The following is a 17,336-nucleotide window of genomic DNA, read 5'->3' on the forward strand; positions in this document are numbered from 1 at the left end:
AGTAGGGCAGTAGGGCAGTAGGGCAGTAGGGCAGTAGGGCAGTAGGGCAGTAGAAGGGAACGCGAGTTCACGCAGACGTCAACCTTTATCCCGGTGGGATAACCGGTATTCATCGATGCGCGCTTAACCCGCTGTTCCCGAGAGGGAGACTCCTACTGCCCTACTGCCCTACTGCCCTACTGCCCTACTGCGTGATCACGATGCTGGTGTTGGTCGGCCCGAACGTCTCGACCAGGCCGTAGAAATCGGCGGCGTCGCTGGGGTGCAGCCTTATGCAGCCGTGCGAGGCGGGGCGGCCGAGCCGCTTTATGGCGTCGGTGGCATGCACGGCATAACCGCCGTGAAAGAACACCGAGTGCGGCATCGGCGCGTTGTCGTATTTGCGCGAGTACCACATCCGGTGCATGCGCGTCGGCCTGAACGAACCCGTCGGGGTCACGTAGCCCTTCCCCGCCGTGGACACCTTCCAGGCGAAGGTGGGCCGGCCGTCGATCGACACGTGCATCGTCTGCGTCGACAGCGACACCTGCGCGACGAGCTTTCCGCTCGACGCTTCGGCCGCGCCGGCATCGAGAAGCAGCGCCATGGCCGCCATCGTTCCGGCGGCGGCGATGTTGATGAGTTTCGCCGAAAGAATCCTGCTCATGTCCCGGTCCCTCCCCTCGTCTTTCCGGGCGGGCTTATCGCAACGTCATGTTTCGATTATATTTCGCTTGTTTGTCGCTCCGTTTCGATTTTGTATCCGATTTCGCCCGAATTTGCCCGAAATGAATAAATAATCTGGACAAGTTCGGTCACATATGGTCATTGAAGGCTGCACTTCGGTTTCCATGCCACTATCCGGTCGCCCGGCAAGGTGCCGCATTCCAGGGCCAAGAGGCTTGGTAACGCGAATGCAACAATGCCTCATCGTTGCGGCATCGTCCCGATACATCCGGACATGATTGTGCTCAGTAACGAAAGTGGACTGAAGAACGCATGCGGGGGAGCACTTACCTGTGGCTGAAGCGGGTCGTCATCGCGACGGCAGCCCTGGCTGTGATCGGCCTTCTGGCCGATGCGGGCCGGGCAGCGCGGACGGAAGACGGCGGCGCAAGCCGGTTGCCGGCCGAGCCGGCAACCCAGATCGGGGAAATTCCCGCCGCTTGAGAAAAGACGGCCGGTGGAGGTTCGGCGTTGAACCTTCCGCGGCCCCGCGCGTTAAGGCGGCGTCGACGATCCGACACACCTGCGCCGACACGGTTTCAAATGCACTCGGCTCATCGGATCATCGCGGAGCGATGCGCCGGTTTTGGGAAATTGGACATGAACTCCAAACTCGCCTCGGGCGTCCTGACCGCCCTGATCTATGTTCAGGTCGTGCTGTGTTTCGCGGGCGCCGCCACCGTCCTGCTGCGGGATCGCGTCAGCGCGCAGAATGTCGCCGCCGAGACGGTCGTGCCGGCGGACGCCGTCCGCCTGTAGAAGCGCACGCCGATCATTCCGGCCAGTCGGCCGGCGGATCGAACCGGTATCCGGTTCCGCGGATCGTGACGATCGTGTCGGTGTCGAGCTTGCGGCGCAGCCGCACGATGCGCGAATCGATCGACCGGTCGAACGCCTCGGTGCTCTCGGCCGGCGCCGCCGCGATGATGTCGTCGCGGCTCAGCACCTTGCGCGGATTGGCGAGGAACAGCTTGAGCAGCGCCACCTGTCCGGGCGACAGCTGCTCCTCCTCCCCGGAGCGATGCATGACCAGGGCCGAACGCACGTCGACGGTGGCGTTCTCCAGCGAGACCAGTTCCGGTCCCGGCCTGCCGCGGCGGACGAGCAGCCCGGCGATGCGAGCCGCCAGCTCGCGCATGTCGGCCGGCGCATCGATGACATCGGCCGCGCCCAGTTCGAGCGCGAGCACGGTTTCGACCAGTTCGGTCCTGGTGCGCAACAGCACGACGCACGGATCGGACTCGCCCTGCAGCCGGCGCAGCAGGCTTAAAACCGCCGCCGACGGCAGTTCGTCGCCGAGCACGAGCACGTCGATCCGCGGTGATGCCAGCAGCGGCCGAAGTTCCCATTCCTCGTCGGCGCGACGCACGTCATAGCCGCGCCGATCGAGATAATCGCCGAACTGTTCGGCAAATGCTTCCGGGAGACAAGCAAGTGCAACCGTTGGTCTTCGCGTCATCTTTATCCCGATATTCTGTCCGCAACGCGAACCCGACTGGACATCATGTTGCAACCTAATCTAGTTTCCGGCAAATTTGGAGGCCAGACGGACCTGCGCGCCAGAATAGCCATCGTCGAGGACGAGCCCGACCTGCGGGAGGCGGTAGCCGAATATCTCGGCGCCAACGGCTATGACGTGACCGCGCTGGAAAGCGCCGACGCCATGCGCGCCGCCGTCGAGACCTCTTCCTTCCATCTGGCGATCCTCGACATCGCCATGCCCGGCGAGGATGGCCTGTCGCTCGGCCGCTGGCTACGCTCGAGGATGCCGGTGGGCATCATCTATGCGACGGCCGCCGGCACCGCGATCGACCGCATCGTCGGCCTGGAACTGGGCGCAGACGACTACATGGTGAAGCCGTACGAGCTCAGGGAACTGCTGGCGCGCGTGCGCAGCGTGCTGCGCCGGGTCCCGCCGCCCGAGGAGATTCCGCCGCACCGGACCGCCGGCGAAGAGCCGGCGCGGCGCGCGGTTGCCTTCGGCGACTTCAGCGCCGATCTCGATGGCCGGGTGCTCACCGGCAGCGGCGGCACCGTGATAGAGATGGCCAAGAGCGAATTCGACGTGCTGGAGGTTTTCCTGTCGCGCCCGAACCGCCTGCTTACGCGCGCCGCCCTGTCCGAGGCGATCGGCCTTGGCGAGGAGCCGGAGACGTCCCGCGCCGTCGACATCCGCGTCATGCGGCTGCGCAAGAAGATCGAGGCCGATCCGGCCAATCCGCGCTACCTGCGCACGGTACGCGGCGAGGGTTACATATTCGCGTTGCCGGAAGACACGCACTGAGGCGGACCAAAGCCGCCGGAGACTGCACCGATGCATGAACGGGACATCCGAGAGGCTGCGAGGCCCGGGGGCGACGGCACCACCGTGGCGGCGCTCCGGCTGACCCGTCTGCTGCGGCAGGCGCCTGACTGGCAGCGGGTCGTACCGGAGGTGCTGGAGGCGCTCGCCCGCGGGACGGACAGCCATCGCGGTATCCTGTTCCGGCTGCGCGAACTGCCCGACAAGGGCTTTTCCCAGTCGATCGCGGCGTACTGGGCTGACGAATCGCTCGAGGGCATCGCCGGCTCCCCGACGACGATCAGCCAGGAGATCGCCGAAGCCGATCCACTGCTGCACCGCCTGTCGACCGAGGTGCGGCAGGGCAAGATCTTTACCGGCCTGACCCGCGACATCGAAGGTTTCCTTCGCCGGGATTTCGAGGAGCAGCATATCAAGTCGTTCCTGTCCGTGTCGGTCTTCGCGCACGGCCATCTGTGGGGCACGCTCGCCGTCAACGACTGCGTGCGCGAGCGCGCATGGTCGGACGACGAGGTGGCGACGATCGAGATCATCGCCATGGCCGTCGGCGACGCCATCGAGCGCTCCTTCTCGGAAGCGCATGTGAGCGAGATCATCCGCCGGACCATGGTCAAGGCGTCGCTCGACGCCATCATCGTCATCGACGAGACCGGCAGCATCATGGAATTCAATCCCGCCGCCGAGAAGATGTTCGGCTACAGCCGCAACGAGATTCTCGGCCGCGACCTGCTGGAAACCGTGATCCCCCAATATTACCGCGAGGGCTACGCCAACGGCGCCGAATACATGGCCGGGCGCGGCGCGCCGATGATCGGCCAGCGCATGGAGACGGTGACGCAGAACGCCTCCGGCGAGGTCTTTCCGATCGAGCTCACCGCCACCGAGATCCAGGTCGCCGACCGCCGCCTGATCTTCGGTTCGATCCGCGACCTGCGCGACAAGCATCGCGCCGAGGAGGAGATCAACCGCCAGCGCGACCGGCTGCACCAGAACGAGAAGATGGCGGCGATGGGCTCGCTGCTGGCCGGCGTCTCGCACGAACTGAACAATCCGCTCGCCGTGGTGGTGGCGCAATCGACCCTGCTGCACGAATTCGCGCCCGACCCGCAGACCAAGCTGCGGGCCGAGAAGGTGCGCGCGGCGGCGGAGCGCTGCGGCCGCATCGTCAAGAGCTTCCTCGGCATGGTGCGCCTGCATCCGCCGAGCCAGGGCGAGGTCGACCTGAACAACGCGGTCCGCGCCGCGCTGGAGGTGACGGCCTATGGCGCACGCTCGAGCGGCATCATGATCGAGACCGACCTGGTGCGCGGGGCGCTGTCGGTCATGGCCGATTCCGACCACCTCACCCAGGTCGCCGCCAACCTGCTGGTCAACAGCCAGCACGCCCTCGCCGCCCCGACCGGCGACAAGCGCATCAAGGTGCGGACCTTCCGCCGCGACAACGGCAAATGCGGCTTCCTGGTCGAGGACAACGGTCCCGGCATCCCGATCAACATCCGCCACCGCATCTTCGAATCCTACTTCACCACCAAGCCGGTGGGCGTCGGCACCGGCATCGGGCTGTCCATCTCGAAGTCGATCGTCGAGCGCCACAAGGGCCGCATCTGGTATGAATCGGCCTTCCCGACCGGCGCCCGTTTCGTGGTCGAGCTGCCGGCGGTGAACGGCGGTGCCGACTCCTTCGCCGTCGGCCCGGCGTCGGCGAGCGGCATCAGCTATGCGCTCATCGTCGACGACGAGCCGGACGTCGCCGCGTCGCTGTCGGACCTGCTGCTGCTGATGGGCATCAAATCCCGCTGCGTCCTGACCTGGACGACCGCGGAGGAGGTGCTTGGCGAGGAGGACATCGACATCGTCTTCAGCGATCTCAGGATGCCCGGTGCCAACGGCCTCGCCATCTTCCGCGAGCTGATCACCAAACGTCCCGACCTCGCCGACCGCTTCGTTCTGGTGACCGGCGACATGATCGGGGCACGCGCGGAAGTCGACGAGTTGCCGGCCGACCACCGTCCGCAGATCCTGGAAAAGCCGTTCAGCACGCTCGACGTGCGCGGCGTTCTCGCGGTCGTCAACGACCAGCTGAAACGGTAGCGCGGAATACGGCCAAGATTAATCGGTATTCCGCTCTGTCTCTCGTTTGTCGCATGATTTTTGTCCGAAAGGCTGTAACTTCTGCAACTTTTCAGGATCATGCTGTAGCCCTCAGGCAAAGGGCCCCTGCCGCCGTTGACGACAGGAGCCCCCGCTCTACGCCTGAGACGGCGTGGGAGGATGTCAGAGGATCTGGGCGATGCCGGTGGAGGTGGCGGCAGCGGCCCATTGCGGTTCAAGTTGCTCGCTCCTCACCACCCGGACCAGGCATTCAAGGTCGACCATTCCGGAGGGCAGCCCGAAGCAGGCCGGATCGGCTTCGCGGAACCGCAGGCGCGACGTCTTCGCCGTGGTCCGCACACCTTCCTCGGCCTTGGCCGGCGCGGCGAACGACGCGAAAGCCGGACCTCCCGCGCTCGGAACAAAGGCCATCGACAGGAAGGCCGCGCTCACGGCCAGCGAGAACATCACGATCGGATGGTCGGCGGAGCGCCTGCGCAGCGCCAGCGACGGCACGAAACGGTGGCGTTCCCGATGTTGGAAACGGGAACCGAGGTCGGCGCGGTCGGAAAGCGCGGTCATCGTCGTCAGCCTGTTGGTTCTTATTGTATTTTCCCTGTGGCTACGAAATTAGCCCAACTTTGTTTCCGACCGGTGTTGCCCGATTTTGTGGATTGTAACGCAAGGGAAACACCCGAACCGGGCAGCATGTGGCGCACGCTCGTTATAGGGATGCGAGGTGTGCGCCCGCGCCAAGTCGACGAGGCCAGCCAGCCGATCCGCGACGGGTCGCCTGGCCGCGTTCTGGCGACCGCCAGGGTCAAATCACGACACCAGGTCGATCGCCTGTCTGAACGCCCCGATGTGGCGGGAATAGCGGGACAGGCGTTGCACGCCGGCGGCTGGTCCGGCTTCGGCGTCGACGAGGTCGATCAGGGCGCTCGCGACGATAACGCCGTCGGCGATGGTGGCCACTGCCGCCGCCGCCTCCGGGGTCTTGATGCCGAAACCCACCATCACCGGCAGGGTGGTCGAGCGTCGGCAGCACGCGACGGCCGTCCCGATGGTTTCGATGGTGGCGGACGGGCCGCCGGTCGGTCCGACCACCGGAATGCAGTACAGGAAACCGCCGACGCCCGGACGCGGCGCGACATCGTTTTCTTCCAGCGTCATGGCAAAGAGCGGGATCATCACCATGCCATGCATTGCCAGCGCCGCCAGCAGCGCCCCGGCCTCGCGCAGCGGCATATCGGCGACGATGATGCCGTCGACGCCGCTGGCCGCCGCCCGCGCCGCGAACGCCTCATAGCCCATGACGGCGAGCGGATTGGCGTAGCCCATCAGAACGATCGGGGTCGCGCCGTCGGTCTCGCGGAAGGCGGCGACGAGGTCGAGGGTGCGGGCGAGATTGCCGCCGGCCGCCATGCCGCGCCGGTTGGCCTTCTGGATGGTAGCACCGTCCAGGATCGGATCGGAGAACGGATAGCCTAGTTCGATGAGGTCGATGCCGGCCGCGACGAAGCCGTGCAGTTCCGCCAGGCTTTCCTCGAAACTGGGGTCGCTGGCGACCGCGTAGGTGGCGAATGCCCTGCGGCCCGCCGCGCGGAGGCGGTCGAACATGGCGTCGATCCGGGAGATGGACCGATCGGGGCAGATCGAGGTGGGCATGGTCAGCTCTCCGGCCAGACGATGTCGAGATCCTTGTCGCCGGCGGCGGGCACCATGACCACCACCGCTTGCGACGGCGACAGGGTCTGCACCAAAGCCTCCGCGGCGGCCAGCGCATGGCCGGCCTCCAGCGAGATCAGGATGCCCTCTCCTGACGCCAGGCGGCGCACCGCGTCGCGGGCCTGCTCGTCCATGATTCGCACTGTCTCGACACGGCCGCCCGCCACCAGATCGGCCAGTTCCGGCGGCGAGCCGGGATAGGCCAGGCCGGAGGCGATCGAACCGGCAGGCAGGATGTGCCCGTTCTCGTCGCTCAGCACGAAAGTCTCGGCGCCATGCAGAATGCCCGTGCGCCCCGAGGCCAGCCGCGCCGAATGCGGCTGCCCCTCGCCGCTTCCCCCGGCCTCAACGGCGATCAGGCGGATGCCAGGGTCGGTAACGAAGGCCGAGAAGATGCCGACGGTCGAGGACCCGCCGCCGACCGCCGAGATCACCGCGCCCGGCATCAGCCCGGCAGCGATCAGCTGCAGCCTGGTCTCGCTGCCGATCACGGCCTGGAAGGCGCCGACGATGCGCGGAAAAGGATGTGCGCCGATGGGCGCGCCAGCAACATAGGCGGTTGTGCCGCTCGATCCCATCCAGTGACGAACCGCCGCGCTGGTGGCCGCGTGCAGCGTACCGTCGGCATCCTCGACGATCCTGAGGTCGGCGCCGAACGCCCGCATCTTCTTGACCGCGCCGGGATGCCGCGCGGCGTCGCGCGCACCCATGTAGATGATGCTGGCCATGCCGAGATGGGCTGCCACGGCCGCCGTGGCGATGCCGTTCTGGCCCGAACCGGTGTCGGTGACGACGCAGGAAAGCCCCATGCGGTCGGCGAGCAGGCACTGACCGAGGGCCGAATTGGCGTAGTTGCCGCCGTTGAAGGTGAGATCGTCGCGCTTGAGCAGGATGCGGGCGCCCGCCGTCGGCAGCAGCCTGGCCACGGCCTCGGACAGCGGCGTGGGGCGCCCGACGAAGTCGTGCAGCAGGCCGTCCAGCCGCATGCGGAAGCCGCGATCGATCCAGGCCTCCTCGAAGGCAGCCTCCAGGCGGTCGAGGACGGGCAGCAGCACCGGCGCCACGAACTGACCGCCGAACCTGCCATAGCGGCCGGGACGGTCCGGCGCGAGAGGCTGTGCGGAAGTCATGGTCATTTCGCCTTGCCGATGCGGCGGACCAGCACGGCGGCAAGGATGATGCTGCCGGTGATGATGTCCTGCAGGAACGTCGAGACCCCGAGAATGGTCAGGCCGTTGCTGATGACGGCGATGATGGTGGCGCCTACCAGGGTTCCGGGGACGTTGGCCTCGCCGTCGCGGAAGACGGTCATGCCGAGGAAGACGGCGGCATAGGCAGTGAGCAGATAGCCGCCACCTCCAGTCGGATTGGCGCTGCCGATGCGGCCGGTCAGGAGCATGCCCACCAGCGCCGCCAGCATGGCCGAGAGCGCGAAGGCCGCCATGGTGTTGTGCACTATGCGGACGCCCGCAAGCCGCGCCGCCTCGCGGTTGCCACCGATGGCGTAGAGGCGCCTGCCGAACTCGATCTTGTCGAGCAGCAGCCAGGCCGCCACCGAAATGCCGATCATCCACCAGGTGAGCGTCGGCAGGCCGAACGTCCAGCCGCGGGCGATGTCGCGCACGCCGGGCGGCATGCCGCCGAACAGGGTGGCGCCGTCGGACAGCATGAAGGTGACCCCGCCGACGATGGTGCCCACGGCCAGCGTGGCGACGAAGGAGAGCACCTGGAAATGCGAGACGATGAAGCCGGAGAAGGCACCGAAGCAGCCGGCGGCCATCAGGACTATGACGAAAGCCAGTAGGGCCGGAACGCCGGCGGCGAACAGGACCATGACCAGAATGCCGCCGAAGGAGACCAGTGAGGCCGTGGCCAGGTCGAACTCGCCGGCGGCCATGACGAGCGTGACGCCGACGGAGACGATGGCCAGCAGCGACATCTGCTGAGTGATGTTGATCAGGTTGCCGGGCGTGCCGAAAGCGCCCGGAGAGGCGACGGCGAAGGCCGCGACGATGAGGATCAGCGCGAAGAGCGTACCGTATTTGCCGAATAGGTCGCTCATCATCGTTGCTCCTTGCGGTCCGAATGGGCGAAAGCCGCGGCAACGATCGTCTTGGGCACGATGTCGTCGCCGGCGAGTTCCGCGGTCATGACGCCGCCGGCCATGACCAGCACGCGGCTCGACAGGGCCAGCAATTCGTCCATGTCGCTGGTCGCCATCAGCACCGCCGCGCCCTGCGCGGCCAGTTGCCGGACAATCGCGTGGATCTCCGCCTTGGCGCCTACGTCGACACCTCGCGACGGCTCGTCGAGGATGAGCAGGCGGATTTTTCGGCCGGACCAGCGGCCGAAAAGCAGCTTCTGCTGGTTTCCGCCCGACAGTGTCAGCGGTTTCGCCCATGGCGACGCCATCTTTATCGAAAGCTGGTCCCGGATCGCCATGGCGCGGGCCGAAAGCATGCGCGCGCTCGCAACCGGCAGACGGGCGTGGGTCCGGACGGCGGAAAGGTCGGCGATGGCGAGATTGTCGGCAACGCTGCGCTGTGTGACCAAACCCTCGCCGCGCCTGTCCTCCGGCACGTAGGCGGCGCCGGCGGCGATGCGCCGGTCGATCCGGCCGGGCGCGAGTTCGACGTCGTCGATACGGATGCGGCCGCCGGCATGGTGCCGCGCACCCCAGACGAGCTTGAGCAGCGAGGATCGGCCGGCTCCCACCAGGCCATAGAGCCCGACGATCTCGCCTTCGCGGACGGTCAGCGAAACGCTCCCGCCCGAAGGGCCGAAAGGCAGGTCCGAAAGCTCCAGCACCGGTCTGCCCGGAGCGACGGGCGCGGATGGCGCGGGCCGGCGCTCCTCATGGCCGGACATCAGGCGAATGAGGTCCGCCCGGGTCGTGCCCACGATGCCACCGGTGCCCGTCGTGCGGCCGTTGCGAAGGACCGTGTAGCGGTCGCAGATGGCAAGGACCTCGTCGAGCCGATGCGAAATGAAGATGACGGCAACCCCCTGCGCCGCCAACGCCCGCACCGCCCGGTGGAGGCGCTCCGCCTCGCCGTCGGAGAGCGAGGCGGTCGGCTCGTCCATGACGATCAGCCGGGCGCCGTCGGTCATCAGCGCGCGCACGATTTCTACCAGTTGCTTCTGGCCGGTGGTCATGCGGCCGGCCGGCAGATCGAGCGGCAGATCGGGGGCGACGAGCCGGGCGGCGGGCTCGACCCGAGCGCGCATGGCCGCCCGATCAATGATCGGACCGCGCCTGGGATAGGGCCTGCCGACGAAGCAGTTCTCGACCGCGGTGAAATGCGGCACCAGGCTGAGCTCCTGGTGGATGAAGCGGAAGCCTAAGGCTTCCGCTTCGCGCACGCCGGGCGATGCCGCGCAGCGCGCCGTCGACCCTGATCTCGCCGGAATCGGGCGTGACGAGACCCGACAGCGTCTTGATCAGCGTCGACTTGCCGGCGCCGTTCTCGCCGAGAAGGCCGTGTACGGACCCCGCCGCGACGGAGAGATCGACGCCGTCGAGCGCCCGGACGCCGTCGAACCGTTTGCCGAGATCGCGGACTTCCAGCAGCATGGCTAGTTGCAGGTGACGCCGAGGGTCTGCGGCGTGATCATGACCGCCGGCACGTAGATCTCGCCGCTGTCGACCTTGCCGCCGCCCAAAACCTTGTCGAGTTGCTCGGCGCCGATGGCCGCCATCTTGCCGAAGTCCTGGCGGAGCGTCGCCTTGAAGTGCGTGCACGACTTGATCATGTCCACGGCCTGCGCATTGCCGTCGATGCCCATGATGATGAATTTCGCGTCGGGGCGCTCGGATTCGGCCGCAAGCTCGGCGCCGATGCCCGGATCGTCGAAGGCTGCCCAGACGGCGTCGATGTCGTCCCCGAACTGGCGCAGAAAATTCTCCATGGCGATGCGGCCGTCGTCGATGGGACCGGGCACCTTGACGAAGTGGGCGGCGGCGATCTGCACGTCGGGGTACTTCTTCAGCACCTCGTCGAGGCCGAGTTCGCGCTGGTGCACGCCGGGATGGGCGGAGTGGTAGAACTTGACGATCTTGCCCTTGCCGCCGATGGCCTTGAACAGCTCCTCCGACAACATCACGCCGAGATCAAAGTTGTTGGAGGTAACGTTGACCGTCACGTCCTTTCCGGCGGTGCCGTCGAGCGACACCACCGGGATGCCGGCCGCTGCGGCGGCTGCCACCTGGTCGCCGACCTGGGCGTGGTCCACCGAGATCAGGACGATGGCGTCCGGCCTGGCGTTGACCGTGTCCTCGATGCGCGAGGCGAGCTGGCCGAAGTCGTTGCGCGTGTCGATGATGGTCGTGTTCCAGCCGCGCTTGTCGCCCTCGGCCTTGAAGGCTTGCGCCATTTCGTTGGTGGGGATGGAACTGATGTAGGGCGTCAGGATGGTCACGTCGGTGGCGAAGGCCGCGGTGGCCGTCATCATGGCCGCCAAGGCGATCGGGATCGCTGTCAGTTTCATGGGCTAGTCCTCCTTGCTGGCAAAGCGGTTCGCATCAGGCCGTTCCCTTGCTGCCTGGCTGACCGAAGAGCTGAATCGGACGCAACGCCTCGATGGCGCCACGGTAGGCATAAAACAGGGCGTCGTAGCGCGGCTGCATGGCCGGGTCCGGTTCGAACACGCGCTCGACCACCGTCATGGCCGGAACGGCATCGGCCATGCGGGCGAAGCGCCCGACACCGACGGCGCCCATGATCGCCGCGCCGAGGCAGCCGATGTCGGGATGGGCGAGGCGATGCATCGGCACACCCAGGCAGTCGGCGCGGATCTGGCTCCACAGATCCGAGCGCGACCCGCCGCCGCCATAGAGCAGGTGGCCGGGGCGGAACCCGGCGGCGGCGGTCAGTGCCTCGAACAGCAGCCGTCCCGAGAGCGAAACGCCTTCGAGCACGGCCAGTGCAAATTCGGGCGCCGAGGCGCGGCTGTCGAGGCCGATGAAGGCGCCGCGGATATCGGCATCCCAGAGCGGCGCCCGCTCGCCCTCTAGATGCGGCAGGAAAAGCACCGGCCGGCCGCAGCGGTCCGCCTGCCCGGCCAGCCGCGGCACGTCGAGCGGCTCGACATTGGCGACGCCCGCCCACCAGCGCAGGCTGTCGCCGCCGCTCTGGGTGGGGCCGGCATGCACCACCATGCCCTCCAGTTCCGGGAACGTGACCACGCCCTGCGCGCCCACACGGCGGTCCCCAGCCATCGCCAGGATCTCGCTGGTGCCGCTCATGTACATGCCCTGTCCGGGTCGGAAGACGCCGCAGCCGAACAGGTTGCCCCAGGCGTCCATGGTGCCGGCGACCAAAGGGACGGTGCGGCCGCCGACGCGCATGCTGCCGACGATCTCGGTCATCGGACGCACTGGCGGCAGACGCTCGGCCGCCCCGGCCACGCGTGCGAGAAGCCCGGCGACATAGCGGTGGTCCGGCCCGACCTGCCCCCAGGCCGACATCGGGTCGGTCACCGCCACGCCGGTCAGATGGAAGATGCAGTAGTCCTTGGGCGAGAAGACGTAGGCCGTCTGCTCCCACAGCGCGGGATCATGTCTGGCGAACCAGGCCATCTTGGCGAGCACATGGCTGGCGCCGATGGGGACGTCGACGCCCTCCCCCCACCACTCGGCCTTGTCGGCCGCGCCAATCGAGGCGCCGAGGGCGGCGGCCTCGTCGAAGGCGCGCACGTCCTGCCAGACGATCGCCGGCGCCAGCGGCACGCCATTCCGGTCGGTGAAGACGTCGGTGTTAACCTGACTGCAAAGCCCGACCGCGGCGATGTCGGCAGGATCGGCATGGGCGGCAAGCGCGGCGATGCCGTCGCGGACGCCGTCCAGCCAGTGGCGCGGGTCCTGCTCGACCACGCCGAAGCCCGGCCGTTCGGTGGGGTAGGCGCGGCTCCAGCTGGCGACGGCGGCGCCGTCGGCGCGGAACAGGCCGCCCTTGACCTGGGTGGTGCCGATGTCGAACCCGACGAACAGCTCAGCCATCCAGCCCCCTCCGCAGGTCGCCGAGCAGTCCGGCAAGGCGCGTCGGACCCGACAGGGCGGCCCGCAGCGCTTCCGAACCGACGACGACGCCGCTGCCACCGAGCTCGACCACGGCGCGCGCCTGCTCGCCGCTGGAGATGCCGAAGCCGGGCAGGATCGGCGCCGCCACGCCGGCACGGCGCAAGCCCGCGATGCGTTCGGCGTTGCCGGGATCCACCGCGGCGCGGGGTCCGGTGACGCCGGCCGCGGCCTGGAGCATCACATAGAACTCGGCACGGCGCGCTGCTTCGACGGCGTCCTTGCCAATCGGCAAGGCGACGAAGGCCGAGCGTTCGAGTCCCGCCAGCCCGGCAGTGGCTTCGAGAGTTTGGCGGAGGGGATCGGCTTCCGGCGCGACCACCAGCAGGCTGTCGAGCCCGTTCCAGAAATCCTCATCCACCAGGCCCGGATGATTTTCGTCCGCATAGGTCATCAGCAGCGCGGCGGGGCGCAGACGGTGCCGGGAGAGCCGCGCCAGGAGCAGGTCGAGGTCGCGTCGGGCACGGCTGCGGTCGGCACGCGCCATCGACTGCCGCACGGCGGACCCGTCCAGATAGGGATCGGGGGAAGCAAGGCCGATCTCGATCACGTCGACGCCCTCTCCGGCGTAGACGTCGATGAGTTCGACCGGAACGAGGGGATCGCCGAGCGGAAAATAGCAGGAGAGCAGCGGCGTTTTGCCGGCGGCAACTGCTCCGTGTTTGACCATTTCCGGCACGTTCAACGCCTCGTCGGGTAACGAGGACGTTGTCTAGCCGGCTTTTTTCGTCGCCGTCAGGTGGACCGCCGGGATAGCGCTCGAAATCTGCAGGATATGGACAGGTCAGGCCCGGTCTTCCGACGGCAGCACGCCGAACGCACGCCTGTAGGCCGACGAGAACCGGCCGGGATGATGGACGCCCGCACGCCTCGCCGCTTCGGCCGCCGAAAAGCCTTCGCGGATGAAGCGGCGCGCCTGCTCCATGCGGATGTCGGTGAGAACAGCCAGCGGCGAGCGCTGGTAATAGCGCTGGAACCCGTCGAACAGCGACCGTTCGGAGATGCCTACGGCGCGCGCCACGTCCGGCATGGACAGACGTTCGCCGTATCGCGCCCTAAACAGGTCGATGACCAGCTTGACCTGGCGCGGGGTGGCGTGCAGGCGCTCCAGGACGATGGAGCCGGCCTGGCGGAAGGCGATGTTGCGCAGCAGGTCGTCGATCAGGCTGGGCACCACGGCATCGAGTTCCCGGTCAGCCGCGGGCTGCCCGTTGGTGACCGCATCGGCGAGGTGGCCGAGCACCTGCTCGATGTGGCGGCCGCAGGCGCTGCGCAGATCGATCACCGGGTTGAACACCGGCGGGCTGCTCGGCGAGCGCCGCGCAAAGCGCTCGATCCTGGCCTCCACCAGCTCGCGGCGGATCTGCAGCATCAACTGCCGCGTGCCGCCGCGCCAGTGAGACACGAAACGCGGGCCGGGAGAAAGCAACAGGGCAAGGCCGCGGCCGGTGCGAAAGCTGTCGCTGCCGAAATCGATGTTCACGCCGCCGTCAAGCGGCAGTTCGAGCATGTAAAAATCCTCGAAGCTCGAGGCGATGGAGACTTCCGCGCCGTATTGAAGGATGTTGAAGGCGGAATTACCGCCCTCCATGGCGATGTGGCGGAAATCCAGCGCTTGGCTGCCGGGCATGACGTCCAGCCTGTGGCCGCAATAGCGTTGCGACATGTAGGCCGCGGCGTCGGACAGATCCGTCGCCCGCTTGCGATGCACGGTGGTTCCGGCGGCACGGCAGTCCTGCCCGGCGGACGGCGCGTCCGGCATCATTCCCCTCCCGCTGCCAATCGCTGATGACACCGAAAATCTGCGGCGCCGCCAGGCAAAGGTCAATATGCCGAGGGCGTCGGATCAAGCCGCGAGCTGCTGCAGGTAGCGTTCGGCTTCCTCCGGCACCGCGAACCATGGGAACAGGTCCGGCGGGTTGTCGAAGCCGTTGGCGATGCGCTTCGCCAGCGCCGGAAAGGCCTGCGCCGACCCCATGAGGGACAGGACATGCTGCGGGGGCGGCTGCAGCAGCGCATTCGTCCAGCCGACGACGAACCGGGCATAGTTCCAATAGGCGTCGAACGTCGCCTGCATGAAGTTCCCGTCGAATGGCCTGTCGCCATGGGCGAGGATCGCGTCCATGGTGATGCGGGCGGCTTTCGAGGCGTTGTTCGAACCCTGCCCGGTGATCGGGTCGTTGAGGCAGACGGCGTCGCCCAGCCCGAGCACCAGCCGGCCGGACGGCAGCCGGCCGATCGGCTTGCGCACCGTCGGCGGGAAGGCGCCGGCAAGGATGCCGTTGGCGTCGGTGAGTTCGACGGCGCGGCAGCGTTCCGCCTCCCACGGCAGGAAGGTGTCGAGAATCCATTTCGAGCGGGCGAGGTGTTCCGACGGGGTGGCGACATCCTTCCAGCAGTCCATCGGGCCGCCCGGAATGCCCTCGAACACCATGATCTCGCACGGGCCCGAATGGGTGAGCGCCGGAAAGACGAAATACTCGCCGACGCCTGGGATCAGGTTGAAATTGACCGCCGAATGGTCGGGACGCGGCGTCATGCCGTGGACATAGGTCAGCGCCAGCGCCCGCTGCGGCTTGTCGAATGGCGACTTCTCCGCATCGCGCTCGAACAGCCTGCCGATGTCGCCCTTGCCGGCCGCGACGATGGTGAGGTCGGAGGCGGCCGCGTGTATTTCCAGGTCCCCGATGCCGGCGTCGCGGATCTCGAGGATGCCGCCACGGCGCTCGAACTCGCCCATCCAGACGGGGATCTTCATCCGCTGGTCGACGCTCTGGGCCGGGCGTTCGAGCAGCCCGTTCCATGCGATCAGCTTTTCGCTCGCCCTTTCCGGCGAGGGTACGACGAAGTTGATCGAATCGACCGTCGGGCATTCGGCGCCCCAGAAGTCGAGACCGACGTCGCGCTCGTTCCGCAGGGCGGAGTCGAACATGCACTGGCTGGACATCACCCTGCCGGAGCGCACGTCGTCGGCGGTGCGGTTCTGCACTATGGTCACGTCGTAGTCATGCCGGAGCAGGCCGCAGCCGAGCTGCAGGCCGGCCTGGCCGCCGCCCAGAATGGTGATCTTTCGCTTGCCGGTCATCGATGGTCCCCTTTCTTCCGTCGTCGCCGTCACTGCATCAGCAGCGGTATCGCCGGGTCGACCCGTTCGGGGCCGATGGCCGTGTAGCCACCGTCGACGCGCAGGTCGGTGCCGGTGATGAAGCTCGCAGAATCGGAGAGCAGGAAGGCGACGGCCTCCGCCACTTCGGACGGGTCACCGGTACGCTTCAGCAGATGGAAGGGCGCGGCGACGCCGTCGGTCTTGGCGCGGTTGTCATTGGTCAGCTGCTTCATGATGTTGCTCCACGTCCAGCCGGGAGACACGGCGTTGACGCGGATGCCGTCGGGCGCAAGGTCGAGCGCCTGGTTGCGGGTGAGTTGCAGGATTGCCGCCTTGGACACCGGATAGACCCAGCGCCCGACCTGCGCGACGCGTGCCGAGATGGAGCCGAAGTTGACGATGGCGCCGCCCGCTTTCGCCAGATGCGGCCGCGCCGCCTGCATCAGCATCACCGAGCCGACGATGTTGACGTCGAGCGCCTTCAGCCAGTCGGCACGGACCGTCTCCGCGCCATTGTCCAGATAGGTGCAGGCGACGTTGACGAGGAAATCGAGACGGCCGTGGCGCTCGACGGTCGCCGCCACCAGGGCGGCGATGTCGGCGTCGCTGGTAACGTCGGCGCGCACGAAGCTCGCCTTGGGGCCGACGCCGGCGGCAGCTCGCGCACCCGCTTCCGCATCGATGTCGGCGATCACCACGTCGACGCCGTAGCCTGCCAATATCTCGGCGCATTTCTCGCCGATCAGCGTCGCGCCGCCGGAGATGATCGCCGTCTTCCCATCCAATCCCTTCATCGGGACCTCCTTATCGTCATGTGTTGCTCAGGCCGCCGAAAGCTGGCGCAGGACCGGGGAGAAGCCGCCGTCGACATAGACCAGCGAATGCCCCTCGCCGAGAACGGTCGCCACCACATGGCCGATCAGGATGACATGGGTGGCATGGTGCATCAGCCGCTCCAGCCTGCACTCGAAGGTGGCGAGACCATCCCTGACGACCGGCGCTCCGGTGGCGCCCGCCTGCCATTCGCCGATCGAGAACCGCTCGCCTGCGGCGAGTGCCGTCTGGCCGGCGAAGGCACGCGCGACGTCCTCCTGTGCATGCGACAGCACGTTCACGGCGAAGACGCCGGAGGCCGGCACGAACTGCGCCACCCAGGTCTTGCGGTTGACGCATGCAACAAGCGAGGGCGGCTCGGCCGAGAGCGAGCAGATCGCCGTCGCCGTCAGGCCGCGGCGTTCACCATCACTGCCGATCGTCGTGACGACCGTAACGGCGCCCGCCACCTTGCGCATGCCCGCAAGGAATAGGTCCATCGACATCGGAACCCT

19 protein-coding genes are annotated in these 17,336 nt (G+C 67.4%); 4 read left to right on the forward strand and 15 right to left on the reverse strand.

Features of this window, described 5'->3' with window-relative positions:
* Positions 1-184: 184 nt before the first annotated feature.
* A complete protein-coding gene (locus AC5JDC_RS14075; RefSeq protein ID WP_106773956.1) occupies positions 185-646 on the reverse strand; it encodes a L,D-transpeptidase in 462 nt (153 codons plus the stop codon).
* Positions 647-978: 332 nt separating this feature from the next.
* On the opposite strand from AC5JDC_RS14075, the gene AC5JDC_RS14080 reads away from it, so the two are divergent.
* Together AC5JDC_RS14080 and AC5JDC_RS14085 are read left to right on the forward strand one after the other, a co-directional pair.
* Positions 979-1,149 carry a hypothetical protein gene (locus tag AC5JDC_RS14080; protein WP_495841981.1) on the forward strand — a complete coding sequence of 57 codons (171 nt, stop codon included), beginning with the start codon at positions 979-981 and terminating at the stop codon, positions 1,147-1,149.
* Between the two features lie 156 nt (positions 1,150-1,305).
* Positions 1,306-1,464 carry a hypothetical protein gene (locus tag AC5JDC_RS14085; RefSeq protein WP_165816145.1) on the forward strand — a complete coding sequence of 53 codons (159 nt, stop codon included), beginning with the start codon at positions 1,306-1,308 and terminating at the stop codon, positions 1,462-1,464.
* A 13-nt stretch (positions 1,465-1,477) separates the two neighbouring features.
* Here the strand turns inward: AC5JDC_RS14085 and AC5JDC_RS14090 are convergent, their stop codons facing one another.
* Positions 1,478-2,164 (reverse strand): winged helix-turn-helix domain-containing protein, encoded by a 687-nt coding sequence (locus tag AC5JDC_RS14090; RefSeq protein ID WP_106773957.1) that lies wholly within the window; start codon positions 2,162-2,164, stop codon positions 1,478-1,480.
* 45 nt (positions 2,165-2,209) lie between these two features.
* Here AC5JDC_RS14090 and AC5JDC_RS14095 point away from each other — a divergent pair, with 45 nt between their 5' ends.
* Both AC5JDC_RS14095 and AC5JDC_RS14100 read left to right on the forward strand, forming a co-directional pair.
* On the forward strand, positions 2,210-2,989 hold the full coding sequence (locus AC5JDC_RS14095; RefSeq protein WP_207771043.1) for a response regulator: 780 nt from the start codon (positions 2,210-2,212) through the stop codon (positions 2,987-2,989).
* Positions 2,990-3,019: 30 nt separating this feature from the next.
* Complete coding sequence (locus AC5JDC_RS14100; protein WP_495841984.1) at positions 3,020-5,098, forward strand: ATP-binding protein; 2,079 nt, start codon at positions 3,020-3,022, stop codon at positions 5,096-5,098.
* Between the two features lie 183 nt (positions 5,099-5,281).
* Here the strand turns inward: AC5JDC_RS14100 and AC5JDC_RS14105 are convergent, their stop codons facing one another.
* The 13 genes from AC5JDC_RS14105 to AC5JDC_RS14165 all read right to left on the reverse strand — a co-directional run bounded on the left by AC5JDC_RS14105 (position 5,282) and on the right by AC5JDC_RS14165 (position 17,327).
* Positions 5,282-5,680 (reverse strand): hypothetical protein, encoded by a 399-nt coding sequence (locus AC5JDC_RS14105; protein WP_495841986.1) that lies wholly within the window; start codon positions 5,678-5,680, stop codon positions 5,282-5,284.
* A 243-nt stretch (positions 5,681-5,923) separates the two neighbouring features.
* The gene (gene trpA, locus AC5JDC_RS14110; RefSeq protein ID WP_495841988.1) at positions 5,924-6,718 is read right to left on the reverse strand and encodes a tryptophan synthase subunit alpha; all 795 of its coding nucleotides are present in this window, start codon (positions 6,716-6,718) and stop codon (positions 5,924-5,926) included.
* Between the two features lie 50 nt (positions 6,719-6,768).
* A complete protein-coding gene (locus tag AC5JDC_RS14115) occupies positions 6,769-7,956 on the reverse strand; it encodes a pyridoxal-phosphate dependent enzyme (RefSeq protein WP_495841990.1) in 1,188 nt (395 codons plus the stop codon).
* A 2-nt stretch (positions 7,957-7,958) separates the two neighbouring features.
* The gene (locus tag AC5JDC_RS14120; protein WP_495841992.1) at positions 7,959-8,888 is read right to left on the reverse strand and encodes an ABC transporter permease; all 930 of its coding nucleotides are present in this window, start codon (positions 8,886-8,888) and stop codon (positions 7,959-7,961) included.
* Entirely contained in the window at positions 8,888-10,135 is a 1,248-nt protein-coding gene (locus AC5JDC_RS14125; RefSeq protein ID WP_495841994.1) for a sugar ABC transporter ATP-binding protein, read from the reverse strand. Before AC5JDC_RS14125 ends, AC5JDC_RS14120 begins: the two co-directional genes overlap by 1 nt.
* Positions 10,065-10,400, reverse strand: coding sequence for an ATP-binding cassette domain-containing protein (locus AC5JDC_RS14130; RefSeq protein ID WP_495841996.1), 336 nt, complete (start codon positions 10,398-10,400; stop codon positions 10,065-10,067). Before AC5JDC_RS14130 ends, AC5JDC_RS14125 begins: the two co-directional genes overlap by 71 nt.
* Before the next feature lie 2 nt (positions 10,401-10,402).
* A complete protein-coding gene (locus tag AC5JDC_RS14135) occupies positions 10,403-11,314 on the reverse strand; it encodes a sugar ABC transporter substrate-binding protein (RefSeq protein WP_495841999.1) in 912 nt (303 codons plus the stop codon).
* Between the two features lie 34 nt (positions 11,315-11,348).
* Positions 11,349-12,824 carry a xylulokinase gene (locus AC5JDC_RS14140; RefSeq protein ID WP_495842001.1) on the reverse strand — a complete coding sequence of 492 codons (1,476 nt, stop codon included), beginning with the start codon at positions 12,822-12,824 and terminating at the stop codon, positions 11,349-11,351.
* A complete protein-coding gene (locus AC5JDC_RS14145) occupies positions 12,817-13,572 on the reverse strand; it encodes a tryptophan synthase subunit alpha (protein ID WP_495842003.1) in 756 nt (251 codons plus the stop codon). Before AC5JDC_RS14145 ends, AC5JDC_RS14140 begins: the two co-directional genes overlap by 8 nt.
* A 114-nt stretch (positions 13,573-13,686) precedes the next feature.
* Positions 13,687-14,664 carry an AraC family transcriptional regulator gene (locus AC5JDC_RS14150; protein WP_495842006.1) on the reverse strand — a complete coding sequence of 326 codons (978 nt, stop codon included), beginning with the start codon at positions 14,662-14,664 and terminating at the stop codon, positions 13,687-13,689.
* Between the two features lie 84 nt (positions 14,665-14,748).
* Positions 14,749-15,987 carry a styrene monooxygenase/indole monooxygenase family protein gene (locus AC5JDC_RS14155; RefSeq protein ID WP_495842008.1) on the reverse strand — a complete coding sequence of 413 codons (1,239 nt, stop codon included), beginning with the start codon at positions 15,985-15,987 and terminating at the stop codon, positions 14,749-14,751.
* Positions 15,988-16,016: 29 nt separating this feature from the next.
* Positions 16,017-16,802, reverse strand: coding sequence for an SDR family oxidoreductase (locus AC5JDC_RS14160; protein WP_495842010.1), 786 nt, complete (start codon positions 16,800-16,802; stop codon positions 16,017-16,019).
* A 27-nt stretch (positions 16,803-16,829) separates the two neighbouring features.
* Entirely contained in the window at positions 16,830-17,327 is a 498-nt protein-coding gene (locus AC5JDC_RS14165; RefSeq protein ID WP_495842012.1) for a flavin reductase family protein, read from the reverse strand.
* Positions 17,328-17,336: the final 9 nt, after the last annotated feature.

The organism is Kumtagia sp. (assembly GCF_059502445.1).

What these genes read in the sequence shown, in the direction of transcription:
- AC5JDC_RS14075 (WP_106773956.1), bottom strand. Translation starts at nt 646, where the DNA reads ATGAGCAGGATTCTTTCGGCGAAACTCATCAACATCGCCGCCGCCGGA.
- AC5JDC_RS14080 (WP_495841981.1), top strand. Translation starts at nt 979, where the DNA reads ATGCGGGGGAGCACTTACCTGTGGCTGAAGCGGGTCGTCATCGCGACG.
- AC5JDC_RS14085 (WP_165816145.1), top strand. Translation starts at nt 1,306, where the DNA reads ATGAACTCCAAACTCGCCTCGGGCGTCCTGACCGCCCTGATCTATGTT.
- AC5JDC_RS14090 (WP_106773957.1), bottom strand. Translation starts at nt 2,164, where the DNA reads ATGACGCGAAGACCAACGGTTGCACTTGCTTGTCTCCCGGAAGCATTT.
- AC5JDC_RS14095 (WP_207771043.1), top strand. Translation starts at nt 2,210, where the DNA reads ATGTTGCAACCTAATCTAGTTTCCGGCAAATTTGGAGGCCAGACGGAC.
- AC5JDC_RS14100 (WP_495841984.1), top strand. Translation starts at nt 3,020, where the DNA reads ATGCATGAACGGGACATCCGAGAGGCTGCGAGGCCCGGGGGCGACGGC.
- AC5JDC_RS14105 (WP_495841986.1), bottom strand. Translation starts at nt 5,680, where the DNA reads ATGACCGCGCTTTCCGACCGCGCCGACCTCGGTTCCCGTTTCCAACAT.
- trpA (WP_495841988.1), bottom strand. Translation starts at nt 6,718, where the DNA reads ATGTTCGACCGCCTCCGCGCGGCGGGCCGCAGGGCATTCGCCACCTAC.
- AC5JDC_RS14115 (WP_495841990.1), bottom strand. Translation starts at nt 7,956, where the DNA reads ATGACTTCCGCACAGCCTCTCGCGCCGGACCGTCCCGGCCGCTATGGC.
- AC5JDC_RS14120 (WP_495841992.1), bottom strand. Translation starts at nt 8,888, where the DNA reads ATGAGCGACCTATTCGGCAAATACGGTACGCTCTTCGCGCTGATCCTC.
- AC5JDC_RS14130 (WP_495841996.1), bottom strand. Translation starts at nt 10,400, where the DNA reads ATGCTGCTGGAAGTCCGCGATCTCGGCAAACGGTTCGACGGCGTCCGG.
- AC5JDC_RS14135 (WP_495841999.1), bottom strand. Translation starts at nt 11,314, where the DNA reads ATGAAACTGACAGCGATCCCGATCGCCTTGGCGGCCATGATGACGGCC.
- AC5JDC_RS14140 (WP_495842001.1), bottom strand. Translation starts at nt 12,824, where the DNA reads ATGGCTGAGCTGTTCGTCGGGTTCGACATCGGCACCACCCAGGTCAAG.
- AC5JDC_RS14145 (WP_495842003.1), bottom strand. Translation starts at nt 13,572, where the DNA reads ATGGTCAAACACGGAGCAGTTGCCGCCGGCAAAACGCCGCTGCTCTCC.
- AC5JDC_RS14150 (WP_495842006.1), bottom strand. Translation starts at nt 14,664, where the DNA reads ATGCCGGACGCGCCGTCCGCCGGGCAGGACTGCCGTGCCGCCGGAACC.
- AC5JDC_RS14155 (WP_495842008.1), bottom strand. Translation starts at nt 15,987, where the DNA reads ATGACCGGCAAGCGAAAGATCACCATTCTGGGCGGCGGCCAGGCCGGC.
- AC5JDC_RS14160 (WP_495842010.1), bottom strand. Translation starts at nt 16,802, where the DNA reads ATGAAGGGATTGGATGGGAAGACGGCGATCATCTCCGGCGGCGCGACG.
- AC5JDC_RS14165 (WP_495842012.1), bottom strand. Translation starts at nt 17,327, where the DNA reads ATGTCGATGGACCTATTCCTTGCGGGCATGCGCAAGGTGGCGGGCGCC.